Source organism: Bacillus sp. FSL H8-0547, assembly GCA_038002745.1.
In the GTDB taxonomy this organism is placed as follows: domain Bacteria; phylum Bacillota; class Bacilli; order Bacillales; family Bacillaceae; genus Bacillus_P.
The window spans coordinates 1,881,641-1,894,923 of the sequence record JBBODD010000001.1; the positions used below are offsets into that span (position 1 = coordinate 1,881,641).

The 13,283-nt window shown below is 46.9% G+C and carries 12 protein-coding genes; 5 read left to right on the plus strand and 7 right to left on the minus strand.

Translation table 11 applies throughout. The features are described from left to right. Nucleotides 1-9: 9 nt before the first annotated feature. A complete protein-coding gene (locus MHB63_09340) occupies nucleotides 10-429 on the minus strand; it encodes a MarR family transcriptional regulator (protein ID MEK3806729.1) in 420 nt (139 codons plus the stop codon). A gap of 194 nt (nucleotides 430-623) precedes the next feature. On the opposite strand from MHB63_09340, the gene htpG reads away from it, so the two are divergent. Continuing rightward, a complete protein-coding gene (gene htpG, locus MHB63_09345; protein MEK3806730.1) occupies nucleotides 624-2,504 on the plus strand; it encodes a molecular chaperone HtpG in 1,881 nt (626 codons plus the stop codon). Nucleotides 2,505-3,587: 1,083 nt separating this feature from the next. Here htpG and MHB63_09350 read toward each other — a convergent pair. From MHB63_09350 to MHB63_09365, 4 genes are read right to left on the minus strand one after another with little or no spacing between them, the layout of a single operon-like run. Then, the gene (locus MHB63_09350; protein MEK3806731.1) at nucleotides 3,588-4,661 is read right to left on the minus strand and encodes an ABC transporter substrate-binding protein; all 1,074 of its coding nucleotides are present in this window, start codon (nucleotides 4,659-4,661) and stop codon (nucleotides 3,588-3,590) included. Then, the gene (locus MHB63_09355) at nucleotides 4,658-5,461 is read right to left on the minus strand and encodes an ABC transporter permease (protein ID MEK3806732.1); all 804 of its coding nucleotides are present in this window, start codon (nucleotides 5,459-5,461) and stop codon (nucleotides 4,658-4,660) included. Before MHB63_09355 ends, MHB63_09350 begins: the two co-directional genes overlap by 4 nt. A 1-nt stretch (nucleotide 5,462) precedes the next feature. Next, nucleotides 5,463-6,266, minus strand: coding sequence for an ABC transporter permease (locus MHB63_09360; GenBank protein ID MEK3806733.1), 804 nt, complete (start codon nucleotides 6,264-6,266; stop codon nucleotides 5,463-5,465). Beyond that, on the minus strand, nucleotides 6,256-7,368 hold the full coding sequence (locus MHB63_09365) for an ABC transporter ATP-binding protein (GenBank protein MEK3806734.1): 1,113 nt from the start codon (nucleotides 7,366-7,368) through the stop codon (nucleotides 6,256-6,258). The genes MHB63_09360 and MHB63_09365 overlap by 11 nt, the downstream gene beginning before the upstream one ends. A gap of 285 nt (nucleotides 7,369-7,653) precedes the next feature. Between MHB63_09365 and MHB63_09370 the strand changes: the two genes are divergently transcribed. Next, nucleotides 7,654-8,589 carry a peptidoglycan-binding domain-containing protein gene (locus MHB63_09370; GenBank protein MEK3806735.1) on the plus strand — a complete coding sequence of 312 codons (936 nt, stop codon included), beginning with the start codon at nucleotides 7,654-7,656 and terminating at the stop codon, nucleotides 8,587-8,589. A 41-nt stretch (nucleotides 8,590-8,630) separates the two neighbouring features. Here MHB63_09370 and pepT read toward each other — a convergent pair whose 3' ends face one another. Continuing rightward, on the minus strand, nucleotides 8,631-9,860 hold the full coding sequence (gene pepT, locus MHB63_09375; GenBank protein MEK3806736.1) for a peptidase T: 1,230 nt from the start codon (nucleotides 9,858-9,860) through the stop codon (nucleotides 8,631-8,633). A 5-nt stretch (nucleotides 9,861-9,865) separates the two neighbouring features. Next, on the minus strand, nucleotides 9,866-10,810 hold the full coding sequence (locus tag MHB63_09380; GenBank protein ID MEK3806737.1) for a Gfo/Idh/MocA family oxidoreductase: 945 nt from the start codon (nucleotides 10,808-10,810) through the stop codon (nucleotides 9,866-9,868). Nucleotides 10,811-10,951: 141 nt separating this feature from the next. Here MHB63_09380 and MHB63_09385 point away from each other — a divergent pair, with 141 nt between their 5' ends. The 3 genes from MHB63_09385 (at nucleotide 10,952) to MHB63_09395 (ending at nucleotide 12,978) form a co-directional block, all read left to right on the plus strand. Then, entirely contained in the window at nucleotides 10,952-11,890 is a 939-nt protein-coding gene (locus tag MHB63_09385; GenBank protein ID MEK3806738.1) for a helix-turn-helix domain-containing protein, read from the plus strand. 18 nt (nucleotides 11,891-11,908) lie between these two features. Continuing rightward, nucleotides 11,909-12,295: a DUF1761 domain-containing protein gene (locus MHB63_09390; GenBank protein ID MEK3806739.1), complete on the plus strand. Its 387-nt coding sequence runs from the start codon at nucleotides 11,909-11,911 to the stop codon at nucleotides 12,293-12,295. Nucleotides 12,296-12,369: 74 nt separating this feature from the next. Then, nucleotides 12,370-12,978 carry a DNA-3-methyladenine glycosylase gene (locus MHB63_09395; GenBank protein MEK3806740.1) on the plus strand — a complete coding sequence of 203 codons (609 nt, stop codon included), beginning with the start codon at nucleotides 12,370-12,372 and terminating at the stop codon, nucleotides 12,976-12,978. The last annotated feature ends 305 nt before the right edge of the window (nucleotides 12,979-13,283 follow it).

The window sequence follows — 13,283 nt, forward strand, 5'->3', positions numbered from 1 at the left end:
GTCTTCACCTTACTCTCTAATATTTTTCCGGATGTCTTCCATGACCCGGATGCATGCGAGCTGTTCTTCTTCTGAGATGCCTTTCAGAATGTCCAGCTCATATTCATCAATGGTGATCCGGACCTTTTCATACAGCTTTTGTCCTGCTTCAGTCAGCTGCATCCGTTTCTCGCGTTTATCTTTTCCGGCAACCTGTTCAACATAGTTCAGCTCTTCAAGCTTGCTGATAGTCCTTGTCACCGTCGGCTTTTCAACGCCCTGATAGCCGGCAAGCTCGACCAGTGTCGCCGTCCCATAATTGGACAAATAATGAAGAACAGACCACTGCGCCCTGTATAAATCATGCTTCGCAAGCTCCAGATTCAGCCTGTTTTCGAACGGTCTGTATAGAAGCAGAAGCTGCTGAAAAAATTTCTGATACGTTTTTATGGAAAACACCCCGCTTAAAATAGTTACCTTAGATAACAGTTATCCTAAGTAACTAATATAGCAGAGAAAATCAGCCGTGTAAACCGGAATGCCTGACTTGATGATTGACATGAAACGGGAATATATGTTATTTATTTAGTGGGTTAGCACTCTAAGGTGATGAGTGCTAAAAAAGCTGAAAGGAGATTTTTAACATGGCAAAAATGCAGTTTAAAGCAGAATCCAAGAGATTATTAGACATGATGATCAACTCGATTTACTCCCAGAAAGAAATCTTTTTGCGCGAGCTGATCTCAAACGCGAGTGATGCGATTGATAAAATCTACTACAAGGCTTTAACAGATGACAGCCTGTCATTTGATCAGAGCAGCTATTACATAAAAGTGAGCGCAGATAAGGAAAAGCGCACCCTTACGATTGCCGATACAGGAATCGGAATGACGAAAGAGGAGCTTGAAAACAACCTCGGAACCATCGCACAGAGCGGTTCTCTTGCATTCAAGAGCGAAAATGAGCTGAAGGACGGGCACGACATCATCGGCCAATTCGGCGTAGGATTCTACTCTGCGTTTATGGTTGCGGATGCGATAACGGTAACAACAAAAACAATCGGCTCAGGCGAAGCATACAGATGGCATTCTGACGGTGCAGATGGCTATACAATCGAGCCGTGCGAAAAAGAGAAAGTCGGCACGGAAATCGTCCTCAGCATCAAGCAGAACACAGAAGAGGATTCTTATGATGAGTTTTTGGAAGAGTACCGCCTGAAGGCTATCATTAAGAAGTACTCGGACTTCATTCGCTACCCGATTAAGATGGATTCAACGGTCAGCAAGAAAAAAGACGGCAGCGAAGACGAGTTTGAAGAGACGGTCGAAGAACAGACGATCAACAGCATGGTGCCGATCTGGAGAAAAAACAAAAACGAGCTGACGGATGAAGATTACGAGAACTTCTATCACGAAAAGCATTACGGCTTCGATAAACCGCTTAAGCATATCCATATCAGCGTAGACGGTGCTGTGCGCTACAATGCCATTCTCTACATTCCGGAGCAAATTCCGTATGACTACTACTCAAAAGAGTTTGAGAAGGGGCTTGAGCTGTACTCCAACGGGGTGCTGATCATGGAGAAATGCGCAGATCTTCTTCCTGACTATTTCTCTTTTGTCAAAGGAATGGTTGATTCAGAGGACCTGTCCTTGAACATTTCACGCGAGATTCTGCAGCAGGACCGCCAGCTGAAGCTCATTGCAAAAAACATTAAAAACAAGATTAAGAGCCAGCTTCAAACCCTTCTGAAAGATGAGCGCGAAAAATATGAAACGTTCTACAAGTCGTTCGGAAGACAGCTGAAATACGGTGTGTACAGTGATTTCGGAGCGAACAAAGAAGACCTTCAGAACCTTCTCATGTTCTACTCTTCAAAAGAGAAAAAGCTGATCACGCTTGATGAATACGCAGCTGCGATGCCGGAAGGCCAGCCGTACATTTACTACGCAGCAGGCGAAAGCCACGAACGCCTTGAAAAGCTTCCGCAGACGGAAGTTGTGGCAGATAAAGGCTACGATATCCTGTATTTCACAGACGAAGTCGATGAATTTGCTATCCGCATGCTCATGTCCTATAAAGAAAAAGAATTCAAGTCGATCTCAAGCGGTGACCTCGGCATTGAAGCAGATGACAGCGACACGGGCACAGAGACAGACGAACAGGACAGCAAAGAGCTCTTTGAAGAGATGAAAACCATCCTCGGCGGAAAAGTAAAAGACGTCCGCATCTCAAAGCGTCTGAAAAGCCACCCTGTCTGCATCGCGACAGAAGGCGAAGTCACAACAGAAATGGAAAAAATCCTGAAAGCCATGCCGAACAGCCAGAACATCAAGGCCGAAAAAATCCTTGAAATCAACAGCAGCCATGACGTCTTTGCCTCGCTGAAAGATGCGTACACAAACGACAAAGAAAAACTGGCGCTGTACACAAACCTCCTCTTCAACCAGGCCCTCCTCATCGAAGGACTGACAATCGAAGATCCGGTAGAGTTTACAAACGATATCTGCAAGATTATGGTGTGAAAATAGTAAGCCGGCAGGGACCAAGTGGTTCCTGCCGGTTTTTTGTTTGGGTGTGGGAAATCCGCGGTGGATCATGATTTAACTGACGTTCGCAGTCCAGGGCCACAAATCAACTGACAAATGGCCAAGATCTTGCTAGAAAAAGAGGTATTTTGTGTGCCAAAAAGGGAGTTGGCTGTAAAACAGGGAAAGTTGGCTGTAACGCATGGAGTGTTGGTTGTAAATTGAGTGAAGTTGGTTGTGTTCGCCCGATTGTCGGTAGTAACGCCCTCATCCCCGATTAACGGACTGCGCTGCGCCGTGATTGAGCCGTTTTACATAGTCCTGGACCGCAAATCAACTGACAAATGGCCAAGACCTTGCTAGAAAAAGAGGTATTTTGTGTGCCGAAAAGGGAGTTGGCTGTAACGCCTGGATTGTTGGTTGTAAATTGAGTGAAGGTGGTTGTGTTGGCCGGATTGTCGGTAGTAACGCCCGCATCCTCGATTAACGGACTGTGCTGCGCCGTGATTGAGCCGACTTACATAGTCCAGGACCTCAAATCAACTGACAAATGGCCAAGACCTTGCTAGAAAAAGAGGTATTTTGTGTGCCGAAAAGGGAGTTGGCTGTAAAACAGGGAAAGTTGGCTGTAACGCCTGGATTGTTGGTTGTAAATTGAGTGAAGTTGGTTGTGTTGGCCGGATTGTCGGTAGTAACGCCCGCATCCCCGATTAACGGACTGCGCTGCGCCGTGATTGAGCCGCTTTATATAGTCCAGGACCGCAAATCAACTGACAAATGGCCAAGACCTTGCTAGAAAAAGAGGTATTTTGTGTGCCGAAAAGGGAGTTGGCTGTAAAACAGGGGAAGTTGGCTGTAACGCATGGAGTGTTGGTTGTAAATTGAGTGAAGTTGGTTGTGTTGGCCGGATTGTCGGTAGTAACGCCCGCATCCCCGATTAACGGACTGCGCTGCGCCGTGATTGAGCCGCTTTATATAGTCCAGGACCGCAAATCAACTGATATATGCCCAAGATCTTGCTAGAAAAAGAGGTATATTCACAAGAAAAAACGCCATTCCCCAGAATGGCGCCTTTCCCAATTACTTCGGATGCATTTTAAATTTCAAAAACAGCTCGTTATAGTAAGCAAGGTTCTTTTTCCCGAGGTTTTCGTACACTTCAAGCTTTTCCGTCAGCTCAGGCGGAGGATAGAAGCGCTCGTCGCTGACCATGTCCTCAGGCATGTATTTCAGTGCCTCTTTGTTTGGAGTGGAGTAGCTTACGTACTCTGTGTTTTCCGCAGCCACCTCGGCATCAAGCATGAAGTTGATGAATTGATGGGCTGCCTCCACGTTCTTTGCTGTTTTTGGGATGACCATGTTGTCGAACCAGAGATTTGAACCTTCTTCAGGTACAACGTACTCGAGGTCTTCATTTTCATACATGATTTCAGAAGCGACCCCTGACCATACGAGACCGATCGCCGCCTCCTGATTTTCAAGAAGCATCCGGCTTTCATCCCCGACAACCGCTTTAACATTCGGAGTAAGGGTATCAAGCTTCCGTTTGGCTTCCTCGAGGTGCTCCGGGTTCGTATCATTCAGGGAATAGCCGAGGCTGTTCAGCCCCATCCCCATGACTTCCCGCGCACCGTCAATCAGGAGGATCTGGTTTTTAAGCTCCGGATCCCAAAGGTCGTTCCAGCTCTCGATTTCCTTCCCGCCGATCATGGACGGGTTGTAGACGATGCCGACTGTTCCCCAGAAATAAGGAATGGAATACTTGTTTTCAGGGTCAAAGGGCAGGTCCATGAAGCGCTGGTCAATGTTTTTCAGGTTCGGAAGCTTTGAGTGATCAAGCGGGATCAGCAAATCTTCCTGCCGCATTTTATCAATCATGTATTCAGACGGAACCGCAATGTCATACGTCGTACCGCCCTGTTCAATTTTCGTCATCATTGCTTCATTCGAATCAAATGTTTCATAAATGACCTTAATGCCGGTTTCCTTTTCAAAGCGGTCAACTAAATCCGAATTAATATAGTCCCCCCAGTTGAAAATGGTCAGGGTGTTGCCTCCTGAATAACCCTGAGACGAGTTAAGCTCGGAAATGGCGTATAAAAGAATGCCGGAAACGAGTACGATCGCTATAAAGACGCGAACCAGCTTCTTCATTTTTTAACCCCCCATCCGTTTTGTCTGTTCCGCTGGGTGATGAAGTAGTAGACAATCACAAGCAGTACGGTAAACAGGAACAGCAGAGTGGACAGCGCATTGATGTTCAGAGCGATTCCGCGCCGTGCAAGGGAGTAAATTTCAACAGAAAGCGTCGTGAATCCGTTCCCTGTCACGAAGAAGGTTACCGCAAAGTCATCAAGCGAAAACGTCAGGGCCATGAAGAACCCTGCGAAAATACCGGGTGTGATGAACGGAAGGACAACCTTTGTCATCACATTCCATCTGCTTGCTCCAAGGTCGCGCGCTGCATCGAGAAGTGTCGGGCTCATCTCCATCAGTTTTGGCAGCACCATCAGGACGACAATCGGAACACTGAAGGCAATGTGAGAAAGAAGCACTGAGTAGAATCCGAGCTTGATTCCTGCCATTGTAAACAAGATCAGGAATGAGGCCCCGATAATCACGTCAGGGCTGACAATCAGAACGTTATTTAGCGAGAGTAGCGTGTTTTTGGTCTGTCTGCTTTTAAACGAGTGGATTGCAAGAGCACCCATGACCCCGATAATCGTTGAAATCAAAGCGGACAAAAGCGCGATGACAAGGGTGTTCAGCACAATGATCAGCAGCCTTGTATCTGTAAAAAGCTCTTTATACCAGTCAAGCGTGAAGCTTTCAAAATTGTACATCGTACCGCCGCTGTTGAACGAGTAAAACACAAGGAAGAAAATCGGCGTGTACAAAATCATGAAAATCAGCACTAAAAAGATGCGTGACAGAGGGGATATTTTTTTATCCAACTTACATACCCCGCTTTCTGTTTCCGGTAAGGAAAATAATCAGGAACATAAAGATAATCAGGAATACCGCAATAGTCGAACCCATTCCCCAGTCCTGCGTAACTAGGAAATGCTGTTCAATCGCCGTTCCAAGCGTAATGACCCGGTTTCCGGCAATCAGCCTTGTCAGCATGAACAGGGACAGAGCCGGGATAAACACAAGCTGGCAGCCTGCCTTCACGCCGTCAATCGTAAGCGGGAAAATGACCCTCCTGAAAGCGGTCCAGCTTGATGCACCAAGGTCCCTCGCTGCATCGAGCAAAGTCGGGTTCAGCTCATTCAGCGAGTTGAAAATCGGCAGAATCATAAACGGGATGAAAATATAAACGGAAACAAAGATAAAGCTGAAATCTGTAAACAGCAGCTGCTGAGAACCGATTCCGACTGCATCAAGGAAGCTGTTGGCCACACCGTACGTTCCGAATATGCCAAGAAACGCATATGCCTTCAAAAGAAGGTTGATCCATGAAGGAACAATGATCAGCAGCAGCCATAAATGCTTATGCTTCGTATAGGTGAGCAAATAAGCCGTCGGATACGAGATCAGCAGAGATAGAGCCGTTATTAAAAATGCATACCAGAAGGAGCTGAGCGTCATTTTCAAATAAACAGGTGTAAAGAAATTCTGGTAATTGGCAAGCGATAAGTTGCCTTCAATATCGATAAATGAGTAGTAAAGAACAAGAACAATCGGTGCGATAACAAAAAGCGCGATCCAGAGTGCATAAGGAACCATGTACAAATTGCGGGTCAGCTTATTTTCCATGCTCTTCTCCGTCTTCATAAGCCTCAAGGCGCTTATCAAATTCTTCTTCTGTTTCATTAAATCTCATAACATGAATGGCCTCGGGATCAAAATAAAGACCGATTTCATCCCCGACCACCGCTTTTTTCGTCGAGTGAACGAGCCACTCATTCCCGTCCGCGTCGTAGCTGCTTATCTCATAGTGAACACCACGGAAGAGCTGGGAATCTACGCGCACCTGCAGTTTGCCCCGCTCTTTCGACGTAATTTCAAGATCCTCAGGACGGATGACAATTTCAATCGGTTCGTTCGGATTCAGACCCTGGTCGACACACTCGAATTGTTTGCCGGTGAATTCCACAAGGTAGTCTTCTACCATCGTGCCGCTGACAATATTGGACTCTCCGATGAAATCGGCTACGAACCGGTTGATCGGCTCATCATAAATGTCTGTAGGCGTTCCGCTCTGCTGAATTTTCCCTTTATCAAGAACGAAGATTTCATCGGACATGGCGAGTGCTTCTTCCTGGTCATGCGTGACAAAGATAAAAGTGATGCCGAGGCGCTGCTGCAGCTCGCGTAGCTCATACTGCATTTCCGTCCGCAGCTTCAAATCAAGGGCAGAAAGAGGTTCATCCAGAAGAATGACTTCAGGCTCGTTGACGATCGCACGCGCGATTGCAACACGCTGGCGCTGTCCGCCTGACATCTCCTTGATCTCGCGGTTTTCATAGCCGTCAAGGTTTACAAAGCTTAACGCTTCCTTCACTTTCGACTTGATGTCGGCGCTGTTCATTTTTTTAATGCGAAGGCCAAATGCCACATTTTCAAAAACATTCAAGTGAGGAAAAAGAGCATAGTCCTGAAAAACTGTATTCACCTGACGTTTATTGGCAGGCACATCGTTGATTTTTTTGCCGTTGAAAAGGATTTCACCTTCAGACGCTTCGGTGAATCCGGCAATGAGCCTTAGGATTGTTGTCTTCCCGCAGCCTGATGGACCGAGCAGGGTGTAAAATTTCCCGCGCTCAATCTCAAAGCTGACATTGTTAAGGACAGCAGTGTCATGATCGTATTGCTTTGTGACCTGCTTAAACTGAATAATGGTGTTTGTCATGATCATTCTCCCTCTTCGTTTGCTCACGCGCAAAGCAAGTAGTCATCTATATAAAATACGAAAAAACGTTCATTTACAGCGGGTATACATGTGAATAATTATACATGAAAAGACACAAGTATATCCAAATTGGGAATTGTAAGCCACATATGACATTATGAACTCATTTTGAGGCGACCGCAAGAAAATAAGTCAAGCTTCTTCCATGAAATAATTTCAAATTCAGTGCAATATCCACCCGCTTTTGGGGATAGTAAGGATTGTTAAAAAATCAGAAATGGAAGGTGTTTTATGTTTACAAAAAAATCAGCAGTAAAAAAAGCAGTCAGCAGTATTTTATTAGCTCTTATCCTATTAGTCGGCATGCCTCTTTCCGGCTCTGCAGTCGGAAAAGGAGCAAGCGGATCGGATGTATCTGTTATTCAGGGGATGCTTAAGTCAGTAGGAAGCTATTCCGGAAAAATCACGGGTAAATATGACAGCGTGACAGTTCAGGGAGTAAAGTATTTTCAAAAACGATACGGTCTGCCGGTAACGGGTGCTGTAGATGACAGAACCTTTCAGTCTCTGCTTTATGCGTATGCCAAAGTGAAAAACCTATCAGGCGGTGGAGCAGGTAAAGGTGCCGGCAATGGCGGAGGCCAGGGCGGCGGAGCAGGAGCAGGTGAAGGAGGCGGCAATGGCGGAGGCCAGGGCGGCGGAGCAGGAGCAGGTGAAGGAGGCGGCAATGGCGGAGACCAAGGCGGCGGAGCAGGAACAGGTGAAGGAGGCGGCAATGGCGGAGACCAGGGCGGCGGAGCAGGAACAGGTGAAGGAGGCGGCAATGGCGGAGGCCAGGGCAGCGGAGCAGGAACAGGTGAAGGAGAAGGCGAAGGCCAGGATGGCGGAACAGGTGAGGAAGCCGGAGAAGGCGAAGGTCAGGACGACGGAACAGGTGAAGGTGCCGGAGAAGGCGAAGGCCAAGGCGGCGGAACAGGTGAAGAAGCTGGAGAAGAAGAAGGCCAGGGTGAAGAGCAAGGTGACGCTGGCGAGGAAGAAGAGGAAAAAGAAGATGGAACGGAAAAAGGTGAGCTAGAAGACGAAAAAGACACTGAGGAAGAAGGCCAGGAACAGGAAGAAAAGCAGCCGGCTGAAAAAGAAGGCAGCGAGAAAGAGCCTGCTGAAGAAAAAGCACCTGAAAAGGCCGGAGAAAAAGAAAGTGAAGGAAAAGAAAACGGCAAAAATTAAAAAGAAGAACGCTTTGGAGCATGCTCCAAAGCGTTTTGTTATTAGTCAGCTTTTTCTTCAAACAATTTAGCAATCTCCACAATGACGTTAACCGACTTCATCATGTTTTCAACGGAAATAAATTCATATTTTCCGTGGAAGTTCTCTCCGCCGGTAAAGATATTCGGCGTAGGAAGTCCCATGTAGGAAAGCTGGGAACCGTCCGTTCCGCCGCGAATCGGTTCCACGACAGGCTGGATGTCCAGGTTTTCCATCGCTTTATAGGCAATGTCAACAATGTGTTTGACCGGCTCTATTTTTTCTCTCATGTTGTAATACTGATCGTTCATATCGAGCAGGATGCGGTCGCTTCCGTATTTCTCTTTCAGTTTGGCAACGGCGTCTGCCATCGTTTGTTTTTTCTGCAGGAAGGCCTCTTTGTCAAAATCCCGGATAATATAGCTCAGTTTTGTCTGCTCCACATCCCCGCTGAAAGATAGAAGGTGGAAGAACCCCTCGTATCCCTCAGTAAGCTCCGGTGCTTCCGCGGCTGGCAGCAAGCTTTGAAGCTCCATGCCGATTTTGATGGAGTTGACCATTTTTCCTTTGGCCGTTCCAGGGTGAATGTTCGTTCCTTTAATGGTGACTGATGCACCGGCTGCACTGAAGCTTTCATACTGAAGCTCTCCAAGTGGACCGCCGTCCACTGTATAAGCGTACTTGGCATCAAAAGCTGCCACATCGAACTTGTGGGGGCCGCGTCCGATTTCTTCATCAGGTGTAAAGGCGACTCTGATCCGGCCGTGCTTGATATCCGGGTTTTTCACTAAGTAATCCATAGCTGTCATGATCTCGGCGATGCCTGCTTTGTTATCTGCCCCGAGAAGAGTCGTGCCGTCCGTCGTAATCAGAGTGTGGCCCTTATAGTTTTCAAGATTCGGGAAATCCTTCGGAGACAGGGTAACTTCATCGTTTAGCGCAATGTCCCCTCCCTCATAGTTTTCGTGAATCTGAGGGTTCACATTTTTCCCTGTGAAATCAGTGGCTGTATCTGTGTGGGCCAGAAATCCGATTGTCGGAACCTGCTTGTCTGTATTGGCCGGAAGCGTCGCCATCACATAGCCGAATTCATCCATAGCAGCGTCTTCGAGTCCGATTGCCTTCAGTTCTTCCACGAGTTTTTTCCCGAGTGTAAGCTGTCCTTCCGTTGACGGGCAGGATTCATTGCTGTCATTTGATTGAGTGTCAATCTTTACGTAGGAAGTAAAACGTTTCATTATTTCTTGTTTCATAGTAGTCACTCTCCTCTTAATTGTTCCAAAACAGTTTGGGCATGAAGCCCTTCGTGAAAGTCTGCAAGATTTGCTTTTTCTCCTTTGAGCGCTTTTGTGAGCTCCATAACAAGTGAGCCGGTAAGACTCTCGTCTGCTTCGATCGGCAGCAGTCTCTCCCCAAGCTTACCGCCTTTGAGATCCGCCCAGTTGAGCAGGGAAAGAGTTCCCTCTGTCCCGTATGCGGTAAAGCGGATTTCTTCGTCTCCGGCAATCCCGCTCAGTCCGTCTATCAAAACGGGTGTGCCGTCTTCAAGCTTTAGCCTGGCAAGGATGCCGATTTCGCATGAATTTGGATCTTCAGGGAATTGAACGGACTTGTCCAAAACGGTAACAGGACCGAAGATTCGTTGAATTTGATGGATATAATGAACTCCGACCTCGAGCACAAACCCTCCCTGCTCTTTGCCCGCAACCCATTCATTTTGCTGCCACGGCCGGGGCCAAGCAGGGAAATGCATCTTCAGCTCAAGTCGTCTGAGCTTCCCAATATAGCCTTTTTTGATAAGAGATGCGAAGGTGCTGCTGCCGGCACTGTATATAAGAGGGAAATTCATGGCGTGAACAATGCCTTTTTCATCAGCAAGTTTTGCTAGACTTTCCGCTTCCTCAAGCGAGTTTGCCAGCGGCTTTTCACAAAGTACATGTTTCCCGGCAAGCATCACATCTTTTGCAATCCCGTGATGGAATTTCGGCGGAACGGCTATGTAAACAAGGTCAATATCTGCTTCCTTCAAAAGATGAACATGGTCAGTAAATGACAGAACATCTCCTGTTTTTTCTGATGTTTCACGTGTAACGTCAGGATTCCGGTCGCAAATTGCTGAAATGTTGATTTCCGGATGATTGACAAAGCTGCTTAATACGCGTTGTCCGATGGCTCCTAAGCCGATAATGGCTGCATGTATCATGTCCTGTCCCCTTTGCTGATTACTGATAATTAATTATAATCAGAATTCAGGTTTTTTCCTAGTATAAGAGAGAATGGATTGGGTTTGGTTCATCTGTTATTCTAATAAAGTCGTATATTATGCAGATCGGAGCAGGAAAAAATGACGATTGATCAAGTACAGCGGGCTCATCTTACAAGAGTCCAGGATTATATAGAAGAACAGCTGCACAAAAAATTGACGCTTACCCATCTTGCAAAGGTATCTACCTATTCACCTTATCATTTTCATCGTCTTTTTTCGGAATTTACTGGAGAGACACCGGCTGACTATGTGAAGAGGCTGAGGCTTGAAAAGGCAGCGCATTCATTGATTTATGAGCCTGAAAAACCAGTGACAGACATTGCAATGGACTGCGGGTTTTCATCCCTATCCTACTTTACATACACGTTTCATGATACCTTTCAGCACAGTCCAAAAGTCTGGCGGGAAGGTGGATACTTAGAGAAATTTCCGAGAGTATATGTAAATAGCAAGAAATCGAAACAAGATAGCAGTAAAAGGAAAGAAAACACGCAGCCTCCTGGGTATACTGGGTTTCAGTGGCTCAATCTTAATAAAGTAAAGGTCATGGTTCTGCCGAAGCGTGATGTCATCTTAAAACACCGGATTGGAGAATACTCAGCAGAAATCAGCCAGACGTGGGAGCATCTATACCGCTACTGTAAGGCAAGGGAGATAATGAATGAATCCACGATGCTGATCGGGGTTCCGCGTAACAATCCTTATTTGACACCACCCGAAAAATGCCGCTATGACTGCTGCATTTCAATTGAAGGAAATCATGCGATTGAAGGATTAGAAATATCTTCTTTCGATGGCGGGAAATACGCTGTCTATGAATTTGAAGAACCTCTCAATTACAGCATGAGAAAGCAGCTGATCGAATGTTATTCAGAGCTCTACAGCTACTGGCTGCCCAAAAGCGGTTTCCGCCACCTGGGAAATCCCGTGGAGATTGTACAGATAACTTCTATAGCAGGGTCACTTGAGCTTGAATGCAAAATCAAGGCTATTGCGCTTGAAATCGAACCTTATTAAAAGAAAGGACTGAAAAGAATGTTTGAGGAATTTAATATCATTGCTGTACTGGCAGGAGGTCTGCTTTATATGGCATTTGGCGCATTCTATTATTCACCGCTTTTATTCGGAAAAACCTGGACGGGCATGCACCCGGGTGGAATCAAAGATTCTGTCAAATATACAGGCTCTGCCGTCATTGCACTGCTAACTTCTTTTCTGATTTATACACTCATTCAATTAACTGGCGCAGACGGTGCGGGCCCGGGTTTATTAACCGGATTAATAGTAGGGGCAGTGCTTGCGCTTGCCTATTTGAAAAATACCCTTTTTGGACTGATGAATTGGAAATCATATGGCATTGCCGTGCTTGACCACGTGATTGCGTGTTCGCTTCTTGGCGTGCTGCACGGGTTATGGAGCTGACGAAGGGGGCGGATTGCCTTCTTTTTTTGTGTTCTGCTATCATTACAGCAAGAACTCGAATGGAGATGGAGCTTATGACTATCAAGCCTGTGCACCCTTCCTTTTTTGAGAAGCCGACCCTTGAGCTTGCACAGGAGCTCTTAGGCCAGTTGCTTGTGAAAGAAACCGCTGAAGGAACAGCTGCAGGCATAATCGTCGAAACGGAAGCCTATATCGGGCCGGGAGACCGGGCAGCCCACAGCTTTGGCGGGCGCCGCACACCCAGAACGGAAGTGATGTTCGGCTCCGCTGGATACGCCTACACCTACGTTATGCACACCCATTGTCTCGTGAACGTTGTGAGCGGGGATAAGGATGCTCCTGAAGCCGTGCTGATCCGGGCAGTCGAGCCCGTCACCGGAGAAGAGCTGATGAAAAAAAGGCGTCCTGGAGCTAAAAGAGGCAAGGAACTGACAAACGGACCAGGCAAACTGACGAAAGCACTCGGCATCACAATGGCGGATTACGGCCATCCGCTGTGGGAGAGCCCATTATATATTGCAGAAGGTATTAGACCGCACGGAATTTCAGCGGGGCCCCGCATCGGCATTGACAACAGCGGAGAGGCAATGGAATATCCATGGAGATTCCGGGTGAGCGGAAACCCTTATGTATCGGGGACGAAAAAGAATAATCAGAGCTGAGAGTCCCTTTTTGGGGGCTTTTTTTATTAGCTATCAATCCAGTGGATTGCAGCGGAAGGAACTTGACTCCTGCGGGATGAAGAGGGCACGGAAGATCCCGCAAGCGCAGCGAGGAAGCTTCCGGCACTCCCCGCGGAAAGCAAGTTCCTGGAGCGGAAAGGAACGTGTAGAGCCGAAACCGGACTTCTTTATCCAAAAACAGCAAGAACTTAATAAATTCTTAAACATTCCACTGACTGCCTATTAAGAATTTCCAATTACACTATAGTTATTCACCAGGTTTAGCTATACTTTTGAAAGGAGCG